The organism is Sporomusa sp. GT1 (assembly GCF_014634905.1).
Taxonomy (GTDB): Bacteria; Bacillota; Negativicutes; order Sporomusales; family Sporomusaceae; genus Sporomusa; species Sporomusa sphaeroides.
The window spans coordinates 1-20,368 of sequence record NZ_BMBX01000021.1 but is presented as its reverse complement, the minus strand read 5'-3'; the positions used below and the strand labels follow the sequence as shown (position 1 = coordinate 20,368).

The 20,368-nt window shown below is 47.1% G+C and carries 18 protein-coding genes; 6 read left to right on the top strand and 12 right to left on the bottom strand.

The genetic code is table 11. The features are described from left to right. Positions 1-38: 38 nt before the first annotated feature. The 6 genes from GT1_RS17480 to nifH all read right to left on the bottom strand — a co-directional run bounded on the left by GT1_RS17480 (position 39) and on the right by nifH (position 5,390). Positions 39-641, bottom strand: coding sequence for a TatD family nuclease-associated radical SAM protein (locus GT1_RS17480; RefSeq protein WP_223226336.1), 603 nt, complete (start codon positions 639-641; stop codon positions 39-41). Positions 642-668: 27 nt separating this feature from the next. Further along, entirely contained in the window at positions 669-1,022 is a 354-nt protein-coding gene (locus GT1_RS17475; RefSeq protein ID WP_188399782.1) for a DUF2292 domain-containing protein, read from the bottom strand. A 76-nt stretch (positions 1,023-1,098) separates the two neighbouring features. Next, positions 1,099-1,983 (bottom strand): ABC transporter ATP-binding protein, encoded by an 885-nt coding sequence (locus GT1_RS17470; RefSeq protein ID WP_188399781.1) that lies wholly within the window; start codon positions 1,981-1,983, stop codon positions 1,099-1,101. 54 nt (positions 1,984-2,037) lie between these two features. Continuing rightward, positions 2,038-2,982, bottom strand: coding sequence for a cysteine synthase A (gene cysK / locus GT1_RS17465; RefSeq protein WP_188399780.1), 945 nt, complete (start codon positions 2,980-2,982; stop codon positions 2,038-2,040). A gap of 165 nt (positions 2,983-3,147) precedes the next feature. Next, positions 3,148-4,431, bottom strand: coding sequence for a nitrogenase cofactor biosynthesis protein NifB (gene nifB, locus GT1_RS17460; RefSeq protein ID WP_188399779.1), 1,284 nt, complete (start codon positions 4,429-4,431; stop codon positions 3,148-3,150). Between the two features lie 83 nt (positions 4,432-4,514). Beyond that, positions 4,515-5,390 (bottom strand): nitrogenase iron protein, encoded by an 876-nt coding sequence (gene nifH, locus GT1_RS17455; protein ID WP_075753806.1) that lies wholly within the window; start codon positions 5,388-5,390, stop codon positions 4,515-4,517. Positions 5,391-5,812: 422 nt separating this feature from the next. Between nifH and GT1_RS17450 the strand changes: the two genes are divergently transcribed. Next, a complete protein-coding gene (locus GT1_RS17450) occupies positions 5,813-6,985 on the top strand; it encodes a MalY/PatB family protein (protein ID WP_188399778.1) in 1,173 nt (390 codons plus the stop codon). Positions 6,986-7,092: 107 nt separating this feature from the next. After that, positions 7,093-7,875, top strand: coding sequence for an alpha/beta hydrolase (locus tag GT1_RS17445; protein ID WP_188399777.1), 783 nt, complete (start codon positions 7,093-7,095; stop codon positions 7,873-7,875). Between the two features lie 110 nt (positions 7,876-7,985). On the opposite strand, the gene GT1_RS17440 is transcribed toward GT1_RS17445, so the two are convergent. The 3 genes from GT1_RS17440 to GT1_RS17430 all read right to left on the bottom strand — a co-directional run bounded on the left by GT1_RS17440 (position 7,986) and on the right by GT1_RS17430 (position 11,502). Next, on the bottom strand, positions 7,986-8,654 hold the full coding sequence (locus GT1_RS17440) for an ABC transporter ATP-binding protein (protein ID WP_075753800.1): 669 nt from the start codon (positions 8,652-8,654) through the stop codon (positions 7,986-7,988). An 18-nt stretch (positions 8,655-8,672) separates the two neighbouring features. Then, on the bottom strand, positions 8,673-9,872 hold the full coding sequence (locus GT1_RS17435; RefSeq protein ID WP_188399776.1) for an ABC transporter permease: 1,200 nt from the start codon (positions 9,870-9,872) through the stop codon (positions 8,673-8,675). A gap of 205 nt (positions 9,873-10,077) precedes the next feature. Next, positions 10,078-11,502, bottom strand: a complete 1,425-nt coding sequence (locus GT1_RS17430) for a ThiF family adenylyltransferase (RefSeq protein ID WP_188399775.1) — start codon at positions 11,500-11,502, stop codon at positions 10,078-10,080. Positions 11,503-11,973: 471 nt separating this feature from the next. On the opposite strand from GT1_RS17430, the gene GT1_RS17425 reads away from it, so the two are divergent. The 4 genes from GT1_RS17425 to GT1_RS17410 all read left to right on the top strand — a co-directional run bounded on the left by GT1_RS17425 (position 11,974) and on the right by GT1_RS17410 (position 16,196). Further along, positions 11,974-12,894 (top strand): cation diffusion facilitator family transporter, encoded by a 921-nt coding sequence (locus tag GT1_RS17425; protein ID WP_188399774.1) that lies wholly within the window; start codon positions 11,974-11,976, stop codon positions 12,892-12,894. A 125-nt stretch (positions 12,895-13,019) separates the two neighbouring features. Continuing rightward, positions 13,020-13,484, top strand: a complete 465-nt coding sequence (locus tag GT1_RS17420; protein WP_188399773.1) for an MOSC domain-containing protein — start codon at positions 13,020-13,022, stop codon at positions 13,482-13,484. A 147-nt stretch (positions 13,485-13,631) separates the two neighbouring features. Next, the gene (locus tag GT1_RS17415) at positions 13,632-15,317 is read left to right on the top strand and encodes an FAD-dependent oxidoreductase (RefSeq protein WP_188399772.1); all 1,686 of its coding nucleotides are present in this window, start codon (positions 13,632-13,634) and stop codon (positions 15,315-15,317) included. A gap of 147 nt (positions 15,318-15,464) precedes the next feature. Beyond that, positions 15,465-16,196 (top strand): Rossmann-like domain-containing protein, encoded by a 732-nt coding sequence (locus tag GT1_RS17410; RefSeq protein ID WP_188399771.1) that lies wholly within the window; start codon positions 15,465-15,467, stop codon positions 16,194-16,196. Positions 16,197-16,228: 32 nt separating this feature from the next. On the opposite strand, the gene GT1_RS17405 is transcribed toward GT1_RS17410, so the two are convergent. From GT1_RS17405 to GT1_RS17395, 3 genes are all read right to left on the bottom strand, one after another. After that, the gene (locus GT1_RS17405) at positions 16,229-17,233 is read right to left on the bottom strand and encodes an NADH:flavin oxidoreductase (RefSeq protein WP_188399770.1); all 1,005 of its coding nucleotides are present in this window, start codon (positions 17,231-17,233) and stop codon (positions 16,229-16,231) included. Positions 17,234-17,396: 163 nt separating this feature from the next. After that, entirely contained in the window at positions 17,397-18,935 is a 1,539-nt protein-coding gene (locus tag GT1_RS17400; protein WP_188399769.1) for a nitrogenase component 1, read from the bottom strand. A 14-nt stretch (positions 18,936-18,949) separates the two neighbouring features. Beyond that, positions 18,950-20,290: a nitrogenase component 1 gene (locus GT1_RS17395; RefSeq protein ID WP_188399768.1), complete on the bottom strand. Its 1,341-nt coding sequence runs from the start codon at positions 20,288-20,290 to the stop codon at positions 18,950-18,952. Positions 20,291-20,368 lie beyond the last annotated feature (78 nt).

Sequence of the window (20,368 nt, the reverse complement as noted above, 5' to 3'; positions counted from 1 at the left end):
GAGTCAGAAATTTTTTCTGACTCATTTCTATCTCTAAATTATGATTGATAATGCCGGACTCTAAAATCAACACCAATTCTGTTGGCAATCTCCCGGCAGGACTGGATATTGTCATCAGACATAACATCAACAACAGACAGTACTACCTGGGGAATATACTTTTTGCATTTAGCAGCAAACGCAAGCATAGCCTCATAGGCTTTTTCACCATAATCGGATTGGCATAATTCCTGATATTCTTTATTGTTTTTTGCATTCATGCTAATAGAAACAGCATCCACCAGCCCTGCTAACTGTGAAGTGATATCCTGCCCGCAAATCAAATTGGCATGCCCGTTTGTGTTTATGCGAATAGGTATATTATATGTATTTTTCAAACATCTGCATATTTCAACAATATCATAAGTTCGCAGCATGGGTTCTCCATATCCGCAAAATACAAACTCCCGGTACTTATAGATATCCCTGGCTTGAATATCTGCCAGAACTTCACTGACCGTAGGTTCCCGTTCCAGCCACAGATTCATTCCCCGGGAAATACCTTCCTGATTATTTCTCACGCAAAAAGTACAATTATTGGTACAGCGGTTGGTAATATTGATATATAAAGAGTCTCCCCATTCATACGTAATCGTCATCATCACCCCCTTTTTTCAATCAACTATGCCTTAGATACCATCTCCGTAAATTCCTTCCTGTTCGTTAATCCGCCGTTTTTCGGTTTTCTCTATCTGTTCCACCTTGCCATCTTCAATTCGGATAATCAGCTGCCCATACATCAGACCTTCAAGCTGAGCAATGATTTTAGGCTGAAAAGAGTGCTGTCTTGCTGGAACATCCTGTACTATATAGCCGGATTTATTTTTAGCGGTAAAAATAAATTTTTCTGTTCTCTCCATTTTAATCACATAGCCGTCCTGCACTGTCAAAATTAAGTGCCCATACTTAACCGTATGAAGCGAATGACGGATCAACTCCATAATTTGCGGCAACAAACGTTTCTTGGAACTTAACTTTTCCACATTACACCCCCGAATTAATTATTATCGACAAATCATCAGCCAAACAAGATGCAATGCAAAAGTGTACTGATTCAGTTTACAATGCTGCCGACGCAGATATGGATTCAGCCACATTTTTTCCAGATAACTTCGTCTTGCCAGCGGTGAAATGCTCGGTTTGCAGTAATTCCCAAATTTTGTGCCGAACCCAGCCAAAGTCGGCTGATGAACGGATACCATCACGCGGTCTTGGCAGATTAATCGTAACAATTTCTTTGATTGTTCCGGGATTTGCCGTCATTACAGCTACCCGGTCTGCCAGAAATACTGCTTCATCAATACCATGTGTAACAAAAACAATGGTTTTCCTGGTTTTTTCCCAAATGCGCAACAATTCTTCCTGCAGAACCTCCCGGGTCTGAGCATCAACGGCTGCAAACGGTTCATCCATAAGCAAGACCTCCGGATCATAAGCCAATGCCCTGGCAATAGCTACGCGCTGCTTCATGCCTCCGGACAATTCATGGGGGTACCTGTCCTCAAAGTTTTTCAGGCCGACTAATTCAATATACTGCTGACTGATTTCCTTGCGGTCTTTTGACGGCACCTTTTTTATTTCAAGCCCAAATTCAACGTTTTTTCGCACTGTTCGCCAGGGAAACAACGCATACCCCTGCATTACGATGCCACGGTCCAAAGCCGGACCGTCAATCAGTTTACCATCCATATATATTTCGCCGGAGCTGGGGTGAGCCAAACCGGCAATCATGTCCAGAAAAGTTGATTTCCCACAGCCGCTTGGGCCGACAATAGCTAAAAATTCTCCTTGTTTAACAGTAAGATCCAACTGTTTAATTGCTTCAAATTCTGTAGCTGTTTCGTTTGGCTTGCGCTTAATTTTGAATACACGCCGGATATTGCGGGCAATGATTTTGTCATCTGCACCAAAAATCTCTGTTGGTGCTATTTGATTGCTGGACATCCAACTTCCTCCTTTATTGTCTATCGTCAAACTGCAATCCAAGCAGTATCGAAGCTATAAACTTGATCCTTCATTTTCTGCAAAAAGTATGGTGCTAAGATACCGCTCGCCGGTATCCGGCAAAATAACCACAACCAATTTCCCCTTATTTTCCTGTCTTTTGGCTACCTGCAGGGCGGCAAACGCCGCTGCACCGGAAGAGATACCGACCAATACACCTTCTTCCTTAGCCAAACGCTGTGCGGTAGTAATAGCTTCTTCATTCTTCACTTTAAAGATTTCATCAATTACATCCAAGTTCAGTACATAGGGAACGAAACCTGCCCCAATTCCCTGAATCTTATGAGGGCCGGGCTGCCCACCGGAAAGAACAGGGGAATCTAAGGGTTCAACCGCGACCACCTTGATATCAGGATTGCGCTGTTTGAGTACTTCGCCCACACCGGTAATCGTACCGCCTGTGCCAACACCGCCAACGATAATATCTACTTTACCGTCTGTATCCTTCCATATTTCGTCTGCGGTAATGGCCCGGTGAATTTCCGGATTAGCCGGATTATTAAACTGTTGCGGCACAAATGAATTTGGCGTCACAGCAGCTAATTCTTCGGCTTTTAAAACAGCGCCTTTCATGCCTGCTGCGCCGGGAGTGAGCACCAGTTCCGCACCGTATGCTTTCAACAGGCTGCGCCGTTCCACACTCATGGTCTCCGGCATGGTCAGGATAAGCCGGTACCCTTTGGCAGCGGCAATGAAGGCCAGGGCAATGCCGGTATTGCCGCTGGTAGGCTCGATAATTACCGTATTTTCATTGATAAGTCCCTTTTCCTCAGCGTCCTTAATCATGCTGAAACCGATGCGGTCCTTAATACTGCCGCCAGGGTTAAACGACTCCAGTTTAGCCACGATTTCCGCCTGAGCTCCGGCTGTTACCTTATTCAAGCGCAGCAATGGCGTACCGCCAATTAAAGCAGTTATACTGCCGGCAATGTTAGACATACTAACACATCCCCTCTACGAATTTATTCAAAAATAATAACAAAAAAAGGCCAAAGTACATCCTTGCGGATAAATACCTCAGCCTTCAGCCTCTCTGATCAGCCAAATTTTGGAATGTTATTGTATTTAAATTATACTGCCCGTAACCTATTTGTCAATAGTTTCCTACTGATTTTCTGCCGCACCCTGAGACTGCATTTGAGCTGCTGCATAGCGAAGACCTGCTTCTACTGTATCGCAGTATTCTGAGATAAAAATCCCCTTATCTCGCAACCGCTCTTTCGCATGATAGCCGATACGCATTGTCAGTACCGCATTACAATCTTTCAGCGCCTCAATAATCTTCTCCCTCCCGCTGTCCCCAGCCTCGGCATCACACTCTGACATCCCGGCACAATACTGACCCACCGTCCGGGTCTCACGGAGCTGAAACCGCAGTCCATCGCCCTGGTAAATAAGCAGTTTAGTGGCATGACCAAAATGCTGATCCACCAGTTTTCCATATTTTGAGGTAACAGCAATCCGGTAAAGCTTCCGGTTCCCGTTGTTTACCGTTACGCCGTCCTGAGGCCGGTCGCACATCCGGAATTCCTGCGAACGGTCTTCATACAGCAAGCCGATGGCATCGGCCCGGCATTGCTGGCAGTGGCGCATCTGGCGAATATCAAGCTGACAAACATCCCTTAAGGCATTCAGTTCTTTCATGCTGGTCTGGGGTAAGTGCTCAAAGGCACTGCCCGGCGCGGGAATAAGCGGCATAATATTGGTAACAAACACTCCCAGTTCCTTTACTTTTTTGACAACCGCCGGTATGTGTCTGTCATTAAGCCCTTTAATCATAACTATATTGATTTTAACCATAACACCATGTTTAACTAAATACGCTATGCCTGCCAACTGATTATGCAGTAACAGTCCTGCTGCTGCGACACCTGTATACCATTTACCCTGATAGGATACAAACTGATAAATTTCTGCCCCGATCGCCGGATCCAGCGCATTAACCGTTACTGTAACATGACGGATACCTAAAGCCACAATTTCAGGCGCATATTCTGGCAGCAGCAATCCATTTGTCGATAAGCAGAAGGTAATCTCCGGATCCAGGGCTTGAATGTGTTTAATTGTCTGTTGGGTGAACAGCCAGTCAGCCAGCGCATCACCCGGTCCGGCAATGCCAACAACACTGAGGTGTTCCATTTTTTCTTTAACCCAGACAAATTTATCTTTAGCATACTCTGGTGTCAATACCTCGCTGGTGACTCCCGGACGGCTTTCGTTGACGCAGTCAAACTTACGATTACAATAATTGCATTGAATATTACACCGGGGAGCCACCGGCAAATGCATCCGGGCATATTTATGATGAGCATCTGCCGAGTAGCAAGGATGTTTACTTGTTTTTTCCAGAACATCAGCATGTAGCGTACTGAAGCATACGCTGCCCATACAATTCACCTCGCTTTTTTTGCCCCCGTTTAAACAACATGCCAGCAGCGGCAGGGGAGGGCTTAACTTCCGGATAATCCCTCTTAGATACCAGCCGCCGCACTGCGAACCTCACCTGTTTCCATGGCCAGCAGGTGATCGGCCCATGTGGCGGCCCACTTGCGTAATTCGGCCGTTTCCAGAGGGGATGGAACTTTGGATTCTGTGGTTTCTATTACCTTTTGGGCTAAGCGGCTGTAAATTTTCGCCTGCTCAGAACCTGGCGACGCTTCCACTGTCGTTTTTCCCTGAAGCTCGGCCTGGGTTACGGTTACTGAACGGGGAATATACTCCACCACCCGGGTTTGCGTCCGCTGTACAAAATCATCCACAATCTCTTTTGCATAGGGAACATTAATTGAATTGGCAATCAGCCCTCCCAGCAGTGCACCGCCGGAATTAGAGTATTTCTGAATTCCTTTGAATAAGTTATTGGCCGCATAAATTGCCATAAAATCGGCTGAAGATACGGTAAATACATGCTCAGCAATACCTTCACGGATAGGTACGGCAAAACCGCCGCATACCACATCGCCTAAAACATCATAAATAACAACATCCAGTTCCAGTTCTTCATATACTTTTAATTGCTTAAGCAGCTGAACTGCCGTAATAATGCCCCGCCCGGCGCAGCCGACACCGGGAGCCGGCCCGCCTGCTTCCACACAATACACACCATTAAAACCCTTATAAATTACATCTTCGGCTTGCACCTTGTTTTTCTCACGCAGTGTATCAAGCACTGTAGGAATGTACGTACCGCCGCGCAGCGTATTGGTTGAGTCAGCCTTCGGATCGCAGCCAAACTGCATTACCTTGTAACCCAATTTTGACAACGCTGCACTGATGTTGGAAGTTGTTGTCGATTTGCCAATTCCGCCTTTGCCATAAATTGCAATTTGCTTGATTTTTTTGCTCATGTGTTACCCCTCCCAGCTTGTTAGAGAATCCTGTTTTTAAGAATTTTTTCTTTTAGAACAAAAAAAGGCCAGAATGACAGTCCTGCAGAACTGTTATCCTGACCTTTGGTTGATCCACCAATCAGTCTCATTTGTATTTTTTTTATTAACTTGTAATTTATTATACTGACCACTTGCCAAAAATACAAGGTTTTTTTGTGGAATTTTTCATGAGTTTTTCTCTCAAATTCTTGACAATTCCCCGCACTAATGGTAGCCTATATTTATATATTATTTACTTCCAGCTAGCTGATCAGAGAGACTGAAGGCTAAAGTATTGTCTGTCCCGGACGTACTTTAGCCTTTTTTGCATACCCTGATCCTGCTTCATAACCAATATTACTTGGCTAACAGCTTATATTCTATGAATAAGGGTGATTACTATGACTACTCGATTTGATACTGTAATTACGCGTCAAAACAGCGGCAGCACCAAGTGGGATGACGCTGCCACACTTTTTGGTTCAAAAGATGTGCTCCCCTTTTGGGTTGCCGATATGGATTTTGCTGCACCGCCGGCGGTAACGGAAGCATTAGCTGCCCGCGTTGAGCATGGCATTTTTGGTTATCCTTCGCCCCATTCCTATGCCTATGATGCCGTAACTGCCTGGCTGGAGAACCGTCATAACTGGCAAGCCAATCCCGATTGGATGCTAAGTACTCCCGGCGTAGTAACGGCCATTACACTGGCTGTACAAACATTCACCAATCCCAATGATAAGGTTATCATCCAGCCGCCTGTATATCCGCCCTTTTTCTCCTGTGTGGAAAGTCAGGGCCGCACCGTGCTGGAAAACCCTTTAGTATATGAAGACGGTGAATACCGCATGGACTTTGCGGACTTAGCCGCCAAAGCCAAGGAAGCTAAAATGCTAATCCTGTGCAGTCCGCACAATCCTGTGGGCCGGGTTTGGTCGCAGTCAGAACTAACCCGGTTGATAAATATCTGTCTGGAAAATAACGTATTAATTCTGGCAGATGAAATCCACGGTGATCTCGTATATAGCGGCCATCAGTATATACCGCTGGCCTCCCTGCAAACCGGCAATGCAGACAAAATCATTACCCTTACCGCTCCCAGCAAGACCTTTAACACCGCCGGCCTGTATACCTCGATTGCCATAATTCCGGATAGCAAATTACGCCGGCAATTTTCACAAATTCTCCAGCAGCTAGGCATAAGCAAAAGCAACGTATTCGGCATCACCGCGCTGGAAGCCGCTTACCGCCATGGCGGGCCGTGGCTTGATGAGCTGTTAGTCTACCTTGAAGGCAACGCCGAGTATCTGACAGAGTTTATTACCGGCAACATTCCGGCAATTAAGGTCAGTAAACCGCAAGGCACCTATTTAGCCTGGCTTGATTGCCGCAACCTCAATCTCCCACAGCAAGAGCTGGCAAAATTCTTTGCCAGCAACGCCAAAGTGGGACTAAATGACGGTGCAACTTTCGGCCGGCAAGGCAGCGGCTTTATGCGCCTAAACTTTGGCTGCCCGCGCCCGGTGTTGGCAGAAGGACTTAACCGAATCGCCCAGGCCGTCAATCAGTTGGGCTAACCAAAAAACCGGATAATATAATATGTAAAGCTGATTAGAAAAACTAAAGGCTCAAAAATGACTTAGGTCGCTTTTGAGCCTTATCTTAGTTAGGGAGGGATAGTACCATGAAACAACATGAATGGATACTCAGTCAAGGCCGCAAATTATCTGCTATGATTCACGTCAACAGCTTCACTGTAACCCAGACACCGATTGTCATCTGCTGCCATGGCTTCACCAGCGAAAAAGTCGGGGCAAATCAGCTAATGCTCCATGTGGCCAATGCTATTGAAGCAGCAGGGTTCATCGCCGTTCGTTTTGATTTTACCGGTTCAGGTGAAAGCGATGGTGAATTTGCCGTTGACACCACCATCAAAAACTGGCAGACCGATTTACGCAATGTGATTGATTGGGTCAAAAACCTGCCGGAGTTTGATGGCTTACCCATCTATTTACTGGGACATAGTCTGGGCGGCCTTATTGTACTGAGTCATGAAGATCAGGCCATTGCCGGGCGGGTGGCTTTGGCTCCGGTAACTCAACCGATCGAAAATTTCCGGAACATTATATTAGGGCCTGACCTGTGGCAGCGTTCCTTACAAGGCGAGACAGTATCGAACTTTTTAGGTAAGGGGTTCAGCCTCACGCCCAACTTTGTCAACGACTTACTGGAAAATCGCTATGATCCTTTGGCCCGAACCCGGCATCACCGTTCACCACTGTTGCTTATTCATGGCAGCCAGGACATTGTGGTGCCACCGTCAGGGTCGGAAATTTTGTATGATGGCTACAGGGGTAAAAAGGAATTGATCCGTATGCAGGCAGATCACGTGTTTACAGGCAAACACGCCGAGCTTACCTCCCAGGTAAGCAGATGGCTGAAAGCAGACTCGGTTCTGCAGGTCTGAAAGATACGGGGATTTTGCCTGGACTCATTGATTACTATAAGGGAGAGCTTGCCTTAAGACTTGATAAGGCAAGCTCTCCTTTGCTTCTGCCGTTATACGCTCAAACTAGTTTACTGGCAGGCAACAGAATGCAATGCCCCGTCTGCCAGACGGAAAGTTTGATCCGCTTGTGCCGCCAAACCCACGTCATGGGTGACAATAACTACACCACTGCCCGCCTGGCGCGCAGCAAGCAGGCAGGCAGCAACTTCTCCGGCCAACGCCGGATCCAGATCATTTGTCGGTTCATCGGCCAATAGGATTGGCGGTTTAAGCAGTAATGCCCTGGCCAGCGAAATCCGTCTCAATTGACCAAGACTCAGTTCCTGCGGCTTATGATGCAGGCGGTGGGACAAACCGAAATGCGCCAGCAAAGCCTGTGCCTGCTGTTCCAGATTTTCCCCGCGGCGAATAAACCAGGCCGGTGCGATGACATTTTCCAACGCAGTCAGCGAATTAATTAACCGGGCTCGTTGAAAGACAAAACTGATATATTGACCGCGCAGTTTAGCCAACATGGCAGAAGATAAACCGGCAATATCCAGACCGTCTATCCGTACCTGTCCGGAAGTCGCCTTTTGCAGCAGTCCCATTATCGATAATAGTGTAGTCTTACCGCCGCCAGAGTGTCCGATAATGGCTATCGCCATTCCCCTTGCCAGCGTAAAGGAAAGCCCTGATAAAATGATATCCTCGCCGTAACTTTTGCCAATGTCCCGCATTTCCAGCAGATTCTCCATATTTCCCCTTCTTTCTCCTTAATCAAATTCTCCTCTGGTCATAATAACACTGGGATCAATACGGCTGCCCCGGTAGGCCGGCAGCCAGGCGGCCAGAGCACCCAGTCCGGTGAACAGTACGGTAATACCAATAGCCAGAACACCAATAAAGGTCCAGGATGGCGGTACAAAGGGAAACGATTGGTAGGATTCCAGTAACGTCAAGCTGCCTTGATACAAGCCGCCCCCCAATAGCAGGCCGGCAGCCGCTCCTGTTATGGCTACCGTGGCCGCTTCGCCAACAATCACAGCACCAATATCCCGCCCTGAGGCACCAAAAGCCAGATACAGCCCCCACTCTGCCTGCCGTTCCCAGGTCAGTGTATAAAACCGGGAAAAAAGCTGCAGCAAAGAGGTTAGTACTGCCAGGATACCGACAATGCCAATTAAAAGCAAAAATACCGTAAACTGATCGGCAATACGTTTTTTCACTTCTGCCGCCACAATTGGTTTCATGAGTCCGGCACTTTGGATAGCGGTTACCACTTCATTCATATCTGCCCCCTCATCCACCTGCACTAAAATAGTCGAAATAAGTTCAGTCGGGGAGCCTTGTTTCTCCCATATTCCCCGCAACGATTTATCTTTGGCAACCACCCGTCTGGCCTCATTCATACTGACCAACAGGGAATAGTCAAGCGTTGTCCCGGTTTCTTCCGCCACGGCGACAATATTGTACCACTGATCTAAAATCGATATTTTTCCCTGTGTCCAGGTAGGTACTTTGGCTCCTAAAATGACCTCATCATCCTTAAGCTCATCTTTATGAACCTTCTTCAGCCATGGAGCAATAATCCAGTCACTGGCCGCATCATACCCAATCATCCGGTTCTGGCTGCCAATATCATGACAATCTGCCGTTAGAGAATGAGTATAGAACTGCGGTGTAGCCGTACGAACACCCGGGACGGCGCGTACGCTGTCCACATATCCTTCCGGCATATAGGAATTGGCCGTCGCCCCGCCAAATAAGAGCAGGCTGGGCTCTAACGTCACCCCATACGGCACAATAACAATATCAGCGCCCATACGCTGCCGGGAAAGCTCCATGCCTGCTGCCACCCCTTTATACATGGCGGCAACGCTAAAAATGATGGCTGCGCCAACAGCAATCGAAACAATCATGGCGATACTCTGCAACCGTCGGTGCAGCAGGCTTTTCCAGATAAGAAATGTCATACTCCTGTCTCCCTTCTTTTTCAACATGCCTAAGGGTAAAGAAAACACGACTTGCGCCGAGCCTTTGGCCAAAGGCATGCTTTCTGTCAGGATAACGAAAAGGCTTGGCGCTACCCCTGACAGGGGTAGCACCAAGCCTCCAGTATTTCTGGTCAACTTCGCATAACTATTCACCTTATTAAATTAGTCTCAGGCTACTATGCTGTTACTCCTGGTGAGTATCCTCCTCATCAGAACATACGAATTTATATTCCTGGAGTTCGTGGATTGCGGGATTTGTACCGCATAGCCGGCAACCGCTCTGCTTGCGCAACTGTATGGTGCCAAAATGAGAAAACATTCCATCCAGGAATAATACTCTATCGTGTAAGGTATTCCCCTGACCGGATAATAATTTAACGGCTTCGGCTGCTTGGAGAAAGCCCATGATTCCCGGCAACGGGCCAAGCACCCCGGATTCAGCGCATGTCGGCGTACTGCCGCCGGAAGGAATGTCCGGCAGCGTACAGCGATAGCAGTGGCTTTGGGGTGTTATAATACTCATACAGGTGCCATCAAATCTAAGTACACCGGCATCAAGCATTGGCTTTTTCGTGAAAAAGCAGGCATCATTCAGCAGAAAGCGGTCAGGAAAATTGTCAACTGCAGCAATAACAAGATCATAATTTTCAAGGATACTATAAATATTTTCTTTGCTCAGAGCTGTATGATATGTATCAATACTAAGTTGCGGGTTTATGTCATGTAAAAACAGGGCCGCCGATTCCACCTTCGGCATCCCGATTCTTGACCCGGAATGAAGAATTTGACGGTTAAGGTTGCTGATTTCAACCGCATCATAATCTACCAGACCGATTGTGCCAACACCGGCTGATGCCAGCGCATAGGCGGCAGGCGATCCCAGTCCGCCGGTTCCGACAATCAGCACTTTACTGTCGGTCAGGTCAAAATTCAGGGCGCTGGTTGTTTGTACCGAAGCTAACCCGGCCAGGGTCTGTTCCAGTTCTGCCTGGCCAACCTTAGAAAACTCCATGGAGAAAAGATTGCAATATAAGAAATCACCTGCGGTTTCGCCAATATCCAGGATCAGTTTAATTGCCTCCATAGCACACAACGCCCCCAGGAAGCAGGTTGAAAAGACTTCGGCAGTTACCTTTGTATCAGCAGGATAGGCGGCGGCTGGTTGTAAATCAGGCAGTTTTGCCAGGAATACATTCAGATCATCCTCGGCTTTAAACACCTGGATACCACCCAGCCAACCGTAATAAAACGCCACTACGGCAGGAAGAAAATGTGTAGAAGCCAACTTGGATTTTTTGATAAACTCCGGCCCACCCAGAAAAATTCGCAAACCGCTATCCTGTCCGTCTGCTAAACTAATCGAGACATCGCCGTTTAAATCACGAATACGGGCAGCAAGCTTGTCAAAGCCCGCTTTATCGGCAAACTGACAGTGTATGGAACCGATACCGGATGCAGCCAGATAATATATCGCCGGCGCTGCGGCGCTCACACTTTCTCCATAGATAAAAACCGACGACTCTAAAAGTTTTTTCTGTCCCGGACCACTAATTTCAGGCATGATAATATGCCGTAAATATCTATTTATCTGTTCCTTGGCCAGAATCACCCAGGTTACCTCCCTCATAAATCTTATTAAGATAAGTTATTACGATATTCCATCTAATTCCCGTTTGTATTTATCGTAGTATCATCTGTTTCCATTGTCAAGGCCTACCACCAACTCATTGCAGCCGGTTATCCATATAGTGTTCTTAAATCTTATTTCATTTCTTGACATTCCCCATTGAGTATTATATATTGATTATGAAACATAGTTCAAAATATGGAAGGATATTTTTGAGTCGGCCATATAATCACTTAACCATTGAAGAAATGCAGGCCATGCGCCATTTTACTTGCCCCGGATATCAAGCTACTACTGTTCATCGTGACGAAACATAAAATTTTTTGATCATATTATGAAATATATTTCATAATATTTTACAAGACTCCCACGCTTTCCGTAGTAAGTCCCCCTTTGGCATTAACGTACTGCCCTTGTTTTACCTATTATAACGTTTACGAAGGAGGTCTCCTTATGACCGAAAGCATGAACTCCTTAAAACAGAATACGGCTAAACTCTCAATCATCGCCACTTCTCTGCTGTTAATATTAAAGCTATTTGTCGGTATGTTTACCGGCACCATCAGTGTCATTTCCGAGGCCATTCATTCGGCCGTCGATTTGCTGGCAACTCTGATCGCTTATTACGCCATACGAAAGGCTGCTGCCTCTCCCGATGACAATCACCACTACGGGCACGGCAAGTTCGAAAATATATCTGGCACCATAGAAGCATTGCTCATTGTAGCAGCGGCTTTGTGGATTATATATGAAGCCTATGAAAACTATATCCAAGCCCATTCGCCCGTGTTTCTGGCATACGGAATGATCGTCATGATCGTTTCTATCATAGTCAACTATTTTGTTTCTTATAAAATGCTGACAGTTGCTAAACTAACTAACTCCCCAGCCCTGGAAGCCGATGCACTCCATTTGCAAACCGATATATGGACATCCGGCGGTATATTGATTGGCTTATTCTTCCTCCACATCACCGGCTGGGCATGGATCGATCCGGTGATTGCCATGGTGATGGCCATAATCATTTTGAAAACAGGCTACACAATGATCAAAAAAAATATCGTGGAACTAACCGACATCAGTCTGCCTAAAGAAGAAGAACAGCTAATTTCTCAAATCATTAACCAGCATGATCAAGTAATATCCCTGTGCCAGCTACGCACCAGATATTCGGGAAGTTATCGCCTAATTGATATGCATCTCATCTTAGATAAGCACATGCCGTTGGATGAGGCTCATGCCATCTGCGATCAAATTGAAGCAGCCATCAGACATCATTTGGGTATCTGCGATGTAATGATTCACTTAGAACCTGAAGAAAGAAAAGCATCGCCGCTTATTTCTAACAACGATTTTTCTTCCTGCAGTGATTAAATCGAAATCCTTCTTGCCGAAATCGCAAGTAAGGGTCTCATCTATGAGGGTTTGTTATAAAAAGGAATAGCACTGTTTCGACTAGAATAACTTCAATAATAAGTTTTTGAAAGGAGGTATCTAAAGTGGGAACTGTTCTATCTATTCACATAAGCTCAAGCAAAGGTATCGAAAAAAATAGCATAAATAGGGTAAAGGTGATTGAACATTGGGGGTTGGAAAATGATGCCCATGGCGGTAACTGGGATCGGCAAGTAAGCTTATTTCCAATAGAGGCTATGAACAAAGTACCCGCCGAAAAATATGATGAGGTAATAAACGGCGGCTATACTGAAAATATCACCGTTTCCGGGATTCCGCTTGAGCAGTTTTCTGCCAACAGTTTCGTACAAATTGGCAATGAAGTTTTAATACAAATTAAACATGTCGGTAAAGAACAATACAAAGAGCAGGGCAGGCCTTATATAGTTAGCAGAGAAGGCCGGTTTGGCATCATCTTAAAAGGCGGTTATATTAATATAGGGGACACTGTCTTCTTAACTGACAAGACGGTAATATCCCCCAAATTACCAAAAAAACATATCCAGTGATATATTTTTTAACACAATTGTGAAATATAGTTCATTTTCTACAAGAGGGAGGCGAAGCAATCTTTGTCTTAACCAGACTGCCTGCACCGACCAGTTGGCGCAGGCCTTGGAAGAACTGAAAAAATCATAGTGAGGGAGGATTTTGTTATGCAAAACATTGTGGTAATCGGCGGAGTGGCTGCTGGCCTGAAAGCCGCAGCTAAAGCCAGACGGTGCGACCCGGCGGCGCACATCACCGTCATCGAAAAAGGCGACCTCATTTCTTATGGTGCCTGCGGCATGCCTTATTACATAGCCGGTGATGTGAAAGACATTGAAGATTTAATGAAAACACCGGTGGGCATCCTGCGTAGTCCCGGCTATTTTAAAAATGTCAAAGATATTGTCGTACGACCCCGGACTCTAGCCACAGCCATTGACCGCCAATCCAAGACGGTAACCATTAAAAATCTAGCTTCCGGCACCGAAGAACAACTTATCTATGACAAACTGGTCATTGCCACCGGCGCGTCAGCCATCAAACCACCACTGCCGGGCGTAGACCTAGCCAATATCTATCAACTCTGGCATCCGGCTGACGCCAAAGCAATCCGGCAAGGGCTGGAAGAAAAAAGCTTTAAAAATGCCGTCATCATTGGAGCCGGACTGGTCGGCATGGAAATGGCCGAAGCCCTGTCTAACTGGAACATTCCGATCACAATTGTAGAAATGAAAGACCAGGTGTTTCCGGCCTTTCTGGATGCGGAAATAGCCGGTATCGTGAGCAAATATGTGCAGGATAAAGGCCTTACCCTGTTGACAGCAGAAAAAGTGGTACGCTTCACCGGCGGCAATGCCGTAGAGGCAGTGGAAACCGACAAGCACACTCTCCCCGCCGATCTGGTCATCCTGGCCATGGGCGCCCGCCCCAATGTAGAGCTTGCCAAGGCGGCCGGATTATTGCTAGGCTCAACCGGCGCCATCGCCGTAGATGAAGAACTCCGCACCAGCGACCCGGCAATCTATGCCGGCGGCGACTGCGTAGAAAATACAAATCTGCTATCAGGCCGGAAAGTATTTGCCCCTATGGGATCGACGGCCAATAAGCATGGAAGAATTATCGGCGAGAATCTGTGCGGTGGTCATGCAAAATTCAAGGGTATTCTCAATACTGTTGTCGTCAAAATTCATAACCTAAACGTTGGCAAAACCGGCCTGACAGAACAAGAAGCCAAACAACTGGGCTATGAATATATCACCGCCATGGTAGCCGGTCACGACAAACCGCATTACATGCCGGGAGCCAAACCAATTACCGTAAAATTGATTGCCGATGCCGCTACCGGCAAAGTACTGGGCCTGCAGGCCGTAGGGAAAGGCGAAGTGGCCAAACGGGTGGATGTTGCGGCCACAGTCCTGACATTCGGCGGTACCATTAATGACTTATTTGATATTGATTTATCGTATGCCCCGCCGTATAACTCGCCTATCGACAATATTGCCGTAGCGGCCAACGCGGTCATGAATAAACTAGCTGGTAAATTAAAAGGCATTTCCTCCCTTGAGGCTAAAGAAAAAATGACATCCGCACAAACTGTTTTCCTCGATGTGCGCACCCCGGATGAATGCCGTCAAATTCGTCTGGCTGACTGCAAAAACATCCAATATATTCCCTTGGGGCAGTTACGCAGCCGCCTGGACGAATTAAACAAAAGCGATGAAATTGTAGCCTTCTGCAAAATCAGCCTGCGCGGCTATGAGGCTGAAGGCATTTTGGAAAGCGCAGGCTTCGACAATGTTAAGGTTATGGAGGGCGGCATTGTATCCTGGCCATTCGCTTGTGAAAAAAATTAAGCAAATGAAACTTTGCCGCCGGTCTTTGCATAGGACGGCGGTCACTAAGTAAGCGCCAAGGCGCATCGGGAAGAACATTGCATCACCCTGAATGCGCCTTTATCTATGCCAAAGCAACACGACCCGTAGGATAAGGAGGATGATGGTATGACACTACTCCAAGAAGCCAGAACAAAACTTCGCCAACTAGCGGCAACCTACAAATGGAATGAGAACGAAAAGGTTCATATTGTGTCCGCACACGATCTCACTCCCGCAGAAGCGATTGGAAAGCCGGACCGGGACGATTATCCCCTTCTCACCGGAAAAGAAGTCATGATGGAGGCCCGCTTTCGCGGTAGCGCCGGCCAAGCCTTTACCGACCGGCCAGGGCGGTTTGAAGGCACGCTCGGTGAAGTGCTGCAGTTGCCGCTGGACACCAATTTTCGCCGAGCAGTATTTGTTGCAACGTTGAACGCTGTCCTGCGTAATTTGCAGCAGATAAAGGCAACCGTCCACTGCAAAGATAGCGAACCAGCGCTTTGCGCTCAGAAACTGCCGGCCTATATTCAGATGCGGTATGGCCAGCCCAAGATCGCGTTTATCGGGCTGCAGCCCGGCCTTATCCAGGCTCTGAAGAGCGCCGGCTTTGACCTGCTCGTAACCGATCTTAACCCGGATAATATCGGTCACATTCGCTGTGGCGTACGGATTGAAGATGCGTCCCTCAATGCCGAACATGTCCGTTGGGCGGATATTGTCCTGGCCACAGGCAGCGTCCTGGTCAATGACACTTACCAGGAACTGCAGCAAGGAAAGCCTGTCATTTATTATGGTGTGACTGCAGCAGGTCTGGCAAAATTATTTGATCTTCCCAGAATTTGTTTTTGCGGGCGCTAAAGGAGCAGTCTTGCAGGGGTAATTACACTTGCCTATAAAGCCGATTGCGCTTGGCTTTCCACCGCTTTTTTCGCCCATAGCGAGTCCTGTAATACCGCCCGGCCGATACCGAGGAGATCGGCCTTGCCCTGAGCTAAAAGTTGTTCGGCGGCCTGTACGTCGGTAATGCCGCCGGTAAGAATAACCGGAATGGCAACAGCTTCCTTAACTGCCGTACTAAGTGGGGCAAAATATCCCTGTTCATTGTTTCCCGGAATGGTATAGCCGGAAAAACCGCCGGAAATATCAATGATATTGACTCCGGCTTTTTCAAATTCGCTGGCGGCAATCTGACTGTCGGCGGCGGTGGTTCCCCCTTCTGCATAGTCGGAAGCTCCCAGACGCAGGAGAACGGGGAAGTCTTCCCCTACAGCGGCCCGTACGGCAGCAATAACCTCTTTATGGATCCGGATTCTTCCCGGCAAATCACCACCATATTCATCAGTGCGCCGGTTGGTCAGCGGTGATAAGAATTGATTCAAAAAATAGCCATGCGCGGAGTGAATTTCCACGCCGTCAAAACCGGCCTGTTTTGTGCGATAGGCAGCGGCACCGAAGGCGGCAACAATTTCACCAATTTCTTGCCGGGTAAGCTCGTGAGGAATGCCGCCCTTACGGGGATTTTTTACGGCAGAGGGCCCCACCGGTATACTACCGGTGATTTCCTGAGAAGCGGCACTCCCGGCATGGTTGATTTGCAGCACCGCTTTCGTGCCATTTGCCTGAATAACAGCCGCCAGCCTTTTTAAGCCGTCAATCACACTGTCATCGGCGACAGAAAGCTGATTTTCACTGGCCTTGCCTGCCTGCTGGATAAAACTATGTTCAACGATAATCAAAGAAAAATAACCGCCTGCTGATTTCTCCCGGTAGTAATCCAGGACGGCTGAACTCACCTTGCCGTCAGGTTCGGCTTTGGCAGTAGCCATCGGCGGCATAACCAGGCGGTTGTTCAATAATAAGGAACCTGCCTGTAATGGTTTTAATAGATAAGGCACGGTAAATCATCCTCCTTTAGTGTTTGGTGAATATTTATTACTATAATCTTACATTTTATACGTCTTATCGGCAAGTACCTATTGTATTGATTGTGCTATGGCTCATTTTTTGAAGTATCCCTCATTTTTCTGCAGTAAAACCGTTTGTCCTTTTGCCTGTTACTTAACCTTGCTGTGCTTCTTTGATGTTGTCAAACGGATTACTTGCATACCATTCAGGCCGGAACGGCAGGGCTACATTGGCCGCTATTTTTTTTGCAAAAGCGGTATTCTGAAGCCTTCTCGCCGCTTTTCTCGCCAGTTCAAAGGCTCCTGAATAACCCATATAGTTAAATGACTGGCCAAAAAGCGGTGTGGTGGGAATACCCAGTTTGGTTACCCAGGCGTTGGCTCCCGTATGGCCGACATAAAGGTCAGGCCTGAGGCGGCTGAGTACAACCAGTTCTTCGGCCGGCTGCCCTGGCGCCACATCAACAACAGCCTCCGGGTCATCAATATCATCAATCATCGGTACGGCAAAACGATCAAAATTATGCGGTTTCAACCCCAGAACCTTCATTCCTAAAGACTGATAAAATTCGGCGGTTGTAAAAATACGGGTCTCGCCGCCGCCGACAAAAACAGTTTTGCCGTTAAGCACTTTTTTAAAGGGTTCGAGAGCGGCTTCAATCTGGAGAGTTTCCATGGCGATTAGTTCTTCTGCTTCATTTTCGAGCTTAAAGAATGCTGCAATAGCCCGCAGCCATTGATTGGTATTCTTAATACCGATCGGCAGGGTATCGATTATATATTCTGTACCAAAACGCTCTTTCAAGTGACCAATCAGGTAATCGTCATGGGTGGCGCAAATGCTGACATTGAGTGCAGCTTCCCCCATACGGGAAATTTCCTCAATACTTGCATACAGCGGCATTACACGCACTGTCAGGCCAAGAGCTTTAAGCAGCCTTGATAACTCCACTTCATCGCCATAGCTGGTGGAGCCCACGTTCAGAAGATTGACAGTCTTATTGTGAATATATTGTTCCACTGCAGTTGTCCCGGCACTGTCGCCTGGATTTGTTTTTTCATCTTTTCTTACAGGATCAATCAGTTTCTTCAATACTCCATGGTAAGCCGAATCATAGCCGGTGGCAACAAACTTGCTTTTAAACCCTTCGCAGTGAACAGGCACTATCCGGGCCGAGAGCTGCCCGTCCAGTTCGTCGATTAAAGCATCAATATCATCACCGATAATTCCAGGTACGCAGCTATTACCAATGACAATAGCATCAGGACGGTATTCTTGCTCTGCATATACTATTGCTTCACGCAATTTGTCAATGCCGCCGGAAATAACATCATTTTCATCCAAATTGGTGTGTAACCAGATATTATCGGTAACCGGTTTATGCTTTAGCACCCTAAAGGTCTTACTATAGCCGGCCACCCCCAGGTTATTGGAAGCGCAGCCCAGCGGCCCGTGGATGATGACCACGGTATTCTGAAAGGTTCTGACGATGCCTAAGGCTAAGGTTAACTGGCAGCCGCCGCCTTGTGCAAACTTCCGGCAGTTATACTTAGTGCAGCCCTTTCCCATGCCAAGTTTCAGACTTGAGCAAGAACCACCAAAGGCATAGGTTGCTTCAATCCGTTCTTCTCTGGTAGGCGCAGCCTCGGCGGCTAAATAATCATAAGTAAGGTTTTCGGTTAATTTGGACATGATTCTGCCTCCTTCTATCGATTACTGACAAGCGCTGAAAATAGATCTTCGGCAAGTGATAACCCGCCCCGGTAACCGGTGTAGCCTTTATTCAAAACAGCCCGGTTAGTGACCGGAAAGGAAACCGGCAGGAATGCGGCTCCGATCTTCTGGGCAGTAGACCCTTCCAGGCTGCTGCCGACAAGGAAAGCCGGACTGAGTGCATCATAGTACTTATCATTGCTGTTATGAGGCCAGCTTTGCCGGATATGGTTCAGCAGCTGTCCGGCATGCTGTTCAAAAACAACTTTGGGTTTGGCCTCTGAAGTCAGTTGATTAAATTTCTGGTCATATCGCTTTTTGCCAAGCTCATCCACCTCTTCATTGATAACAACAAGATGCGGTACCCAACCCAAATCGTCAGCCAGAAAACTGATTAACGGAAAAGCATAATTAATATCGGCCGAAACGATGGCATACCGCTGCAAGTCGATATCGCCGTAAATATCCAGAAACCGTTCGAGATAGCTGTAATAATAGCGCCTTTCCTCAGCAATAAGCGCATCAATGGCGGCCGGCTCAATTCCCAGACGTCTGCCAATTGTGTGTAAAAAAGCATCTGTCCTGGTCTCGCCAATAGGAAGATCTGCAGTAATATACGGAATGTTATGCTTTTCCTCAAAAACCTTGGCAGTATCGATGCCGTATTTGTCGGAAAAAACAATTGTCAGCGCTGCGTCTCCGTAATTTTTGATGGTTTCGATGGTTTCCCCATCGCCAAAAAAGGTATTGGCTTTGATGCCCAGCTTATTTAATAATCTTTGAATGCCGCTGATATTTCCCCGGTAAAAAACATCCTGCCCTGGCATTATGCCTAAAATATTGACGGTCTTTGCCGCTTTGGCAGCTTTGGGCTCGATAAATTCGGCAGCCAGAGTACTCAGCACCACATCATAGCCCTTAAAGCCATTGCCCAAAAAACCGGGGGTATTGGCTGCCAGCACAGGCAGTTTACCATCCTGGAAGCGCCGGGTCACACCGACGGCATCATCACCGATGATTTCTACCTGGCAGCCGGTCACAACAAAATACAGATCTCCATCGATTATTTTGATCGTGTGGGTAATTTGTTCCTCCAGCCGCTCCTCGCCGCCAAAAACAATGTCTTTTTCAACAACATTCGAGGTAGGTGTCATATGGCCGCTGCAATAGCCTGAACCTTTGTAGCCGCTTGCCTGGTTATAGGTGCCTGACAGCATGGTGGCGCACCCGCCTGATGCATGAACAATGGGAATAGCCCGCGGCAACGAAGCTATGGTAACAATGGCACCACCCAGAGCGCATGTCGATTTTGCCCGTTCAATAAAAGTACCCATATAATAACCTCCTTCAATAATCTTAAAGAATCTCTTTAATTCTCAGTTTTACATAGCATTTCACATATTTAAGACTCG

Coding starts and splice junctions, on each gene's coding strand:
- GT1_RS17410 (WP_188399771.1), top strand. CDS start 15,465: ATGACACTACTCCAAGAAGCCAGAACAAAACTTCGCCAACTAGCGGCA.
- nifH (WP_075753806.1), bottom strand. CDS start 5,390: ATGAGCAAAAAAATCAAGCAAATTGCAATTTATGGCAAAGGCGGAATT.
- GT1_RS17440 (WP_075753800.1), bottom strand. CDS start 8,654: ATGGAGAATCTGCTGGAAATGCGGGACATTGGCAAAAGTTACGGCGAG.
- GT1_RS17445 (WP_188399777.1), top strand. CDS start 7,093: ATGAAACAACATGAATGGATACTCAGTCAAGGCCGCAAATTATCTGCT.
- GT1_RS17450 (WP_188399778.1), top strand. CDS start 5,813: ATGACTACTCGATTTGATACTGTAATTACGCGTCAAAACAGCGGCAGC.
- GT1_RS17480 (WP_223226336.1), bottom strand. CDS start 641: ATGATGACGATTACGTATGAATGGGGAGACTCTTTATATATCAATATT.
- cysK (WP_188399780.1), bottom strand. CDS start 2,982: ATGTCTAACATTGCCGGCAGTATAACTGCTTTAATTGGCGGTACGCCA.
- GT1_RS17415 (WP_188399772.1), top strand. CDS start 13,632: ATGCAAAACATTGTGGTAATCGGCGGAGTGGCTGCTGGCCTGAAAGCC.
- nifB (WP_188399779.1), bottom strand. CDS start 4,431: ATGGGCAGCGTATGCTTCAGTACGCTACATGCTGATGTTCTGGAAAAA.
- GT1_RS17395 (WP_188399768.1), bottom strand. CDS start 20,290: ATGGGTACTTTTATTGAACGGGCAAAATCGACATGCGCTCTGGGTGGT.
- GT1_RS17435 (WP_188399776.1), bottom strand. CDS start 9,872: ATGACATTTCTTATCTGGAAAAGCCTGCTGCACCGACGGTTGCAGAGT.
- GT1_RS17425 (WP_188399774.1), top strand. CDS start 11,974: ATGACCGAAAGCATGAACTCCTTAAAACAGAATACGGCTAAACTCTCA.
- GT1_RS17470 (WP_188399781.1), bottom strand. CDS start 1,983: ATGTCCAGCAATCAAATAGCACCAACAGAGATTTTTGGTGCAGATGAC.
- GT1_RS17400 (WP_188399769.1), bottom strand. CDS start 18,935: ATGTCCAAATTAACCGAAAACCTTACTTATGATTATTTAGCCGCCGAG.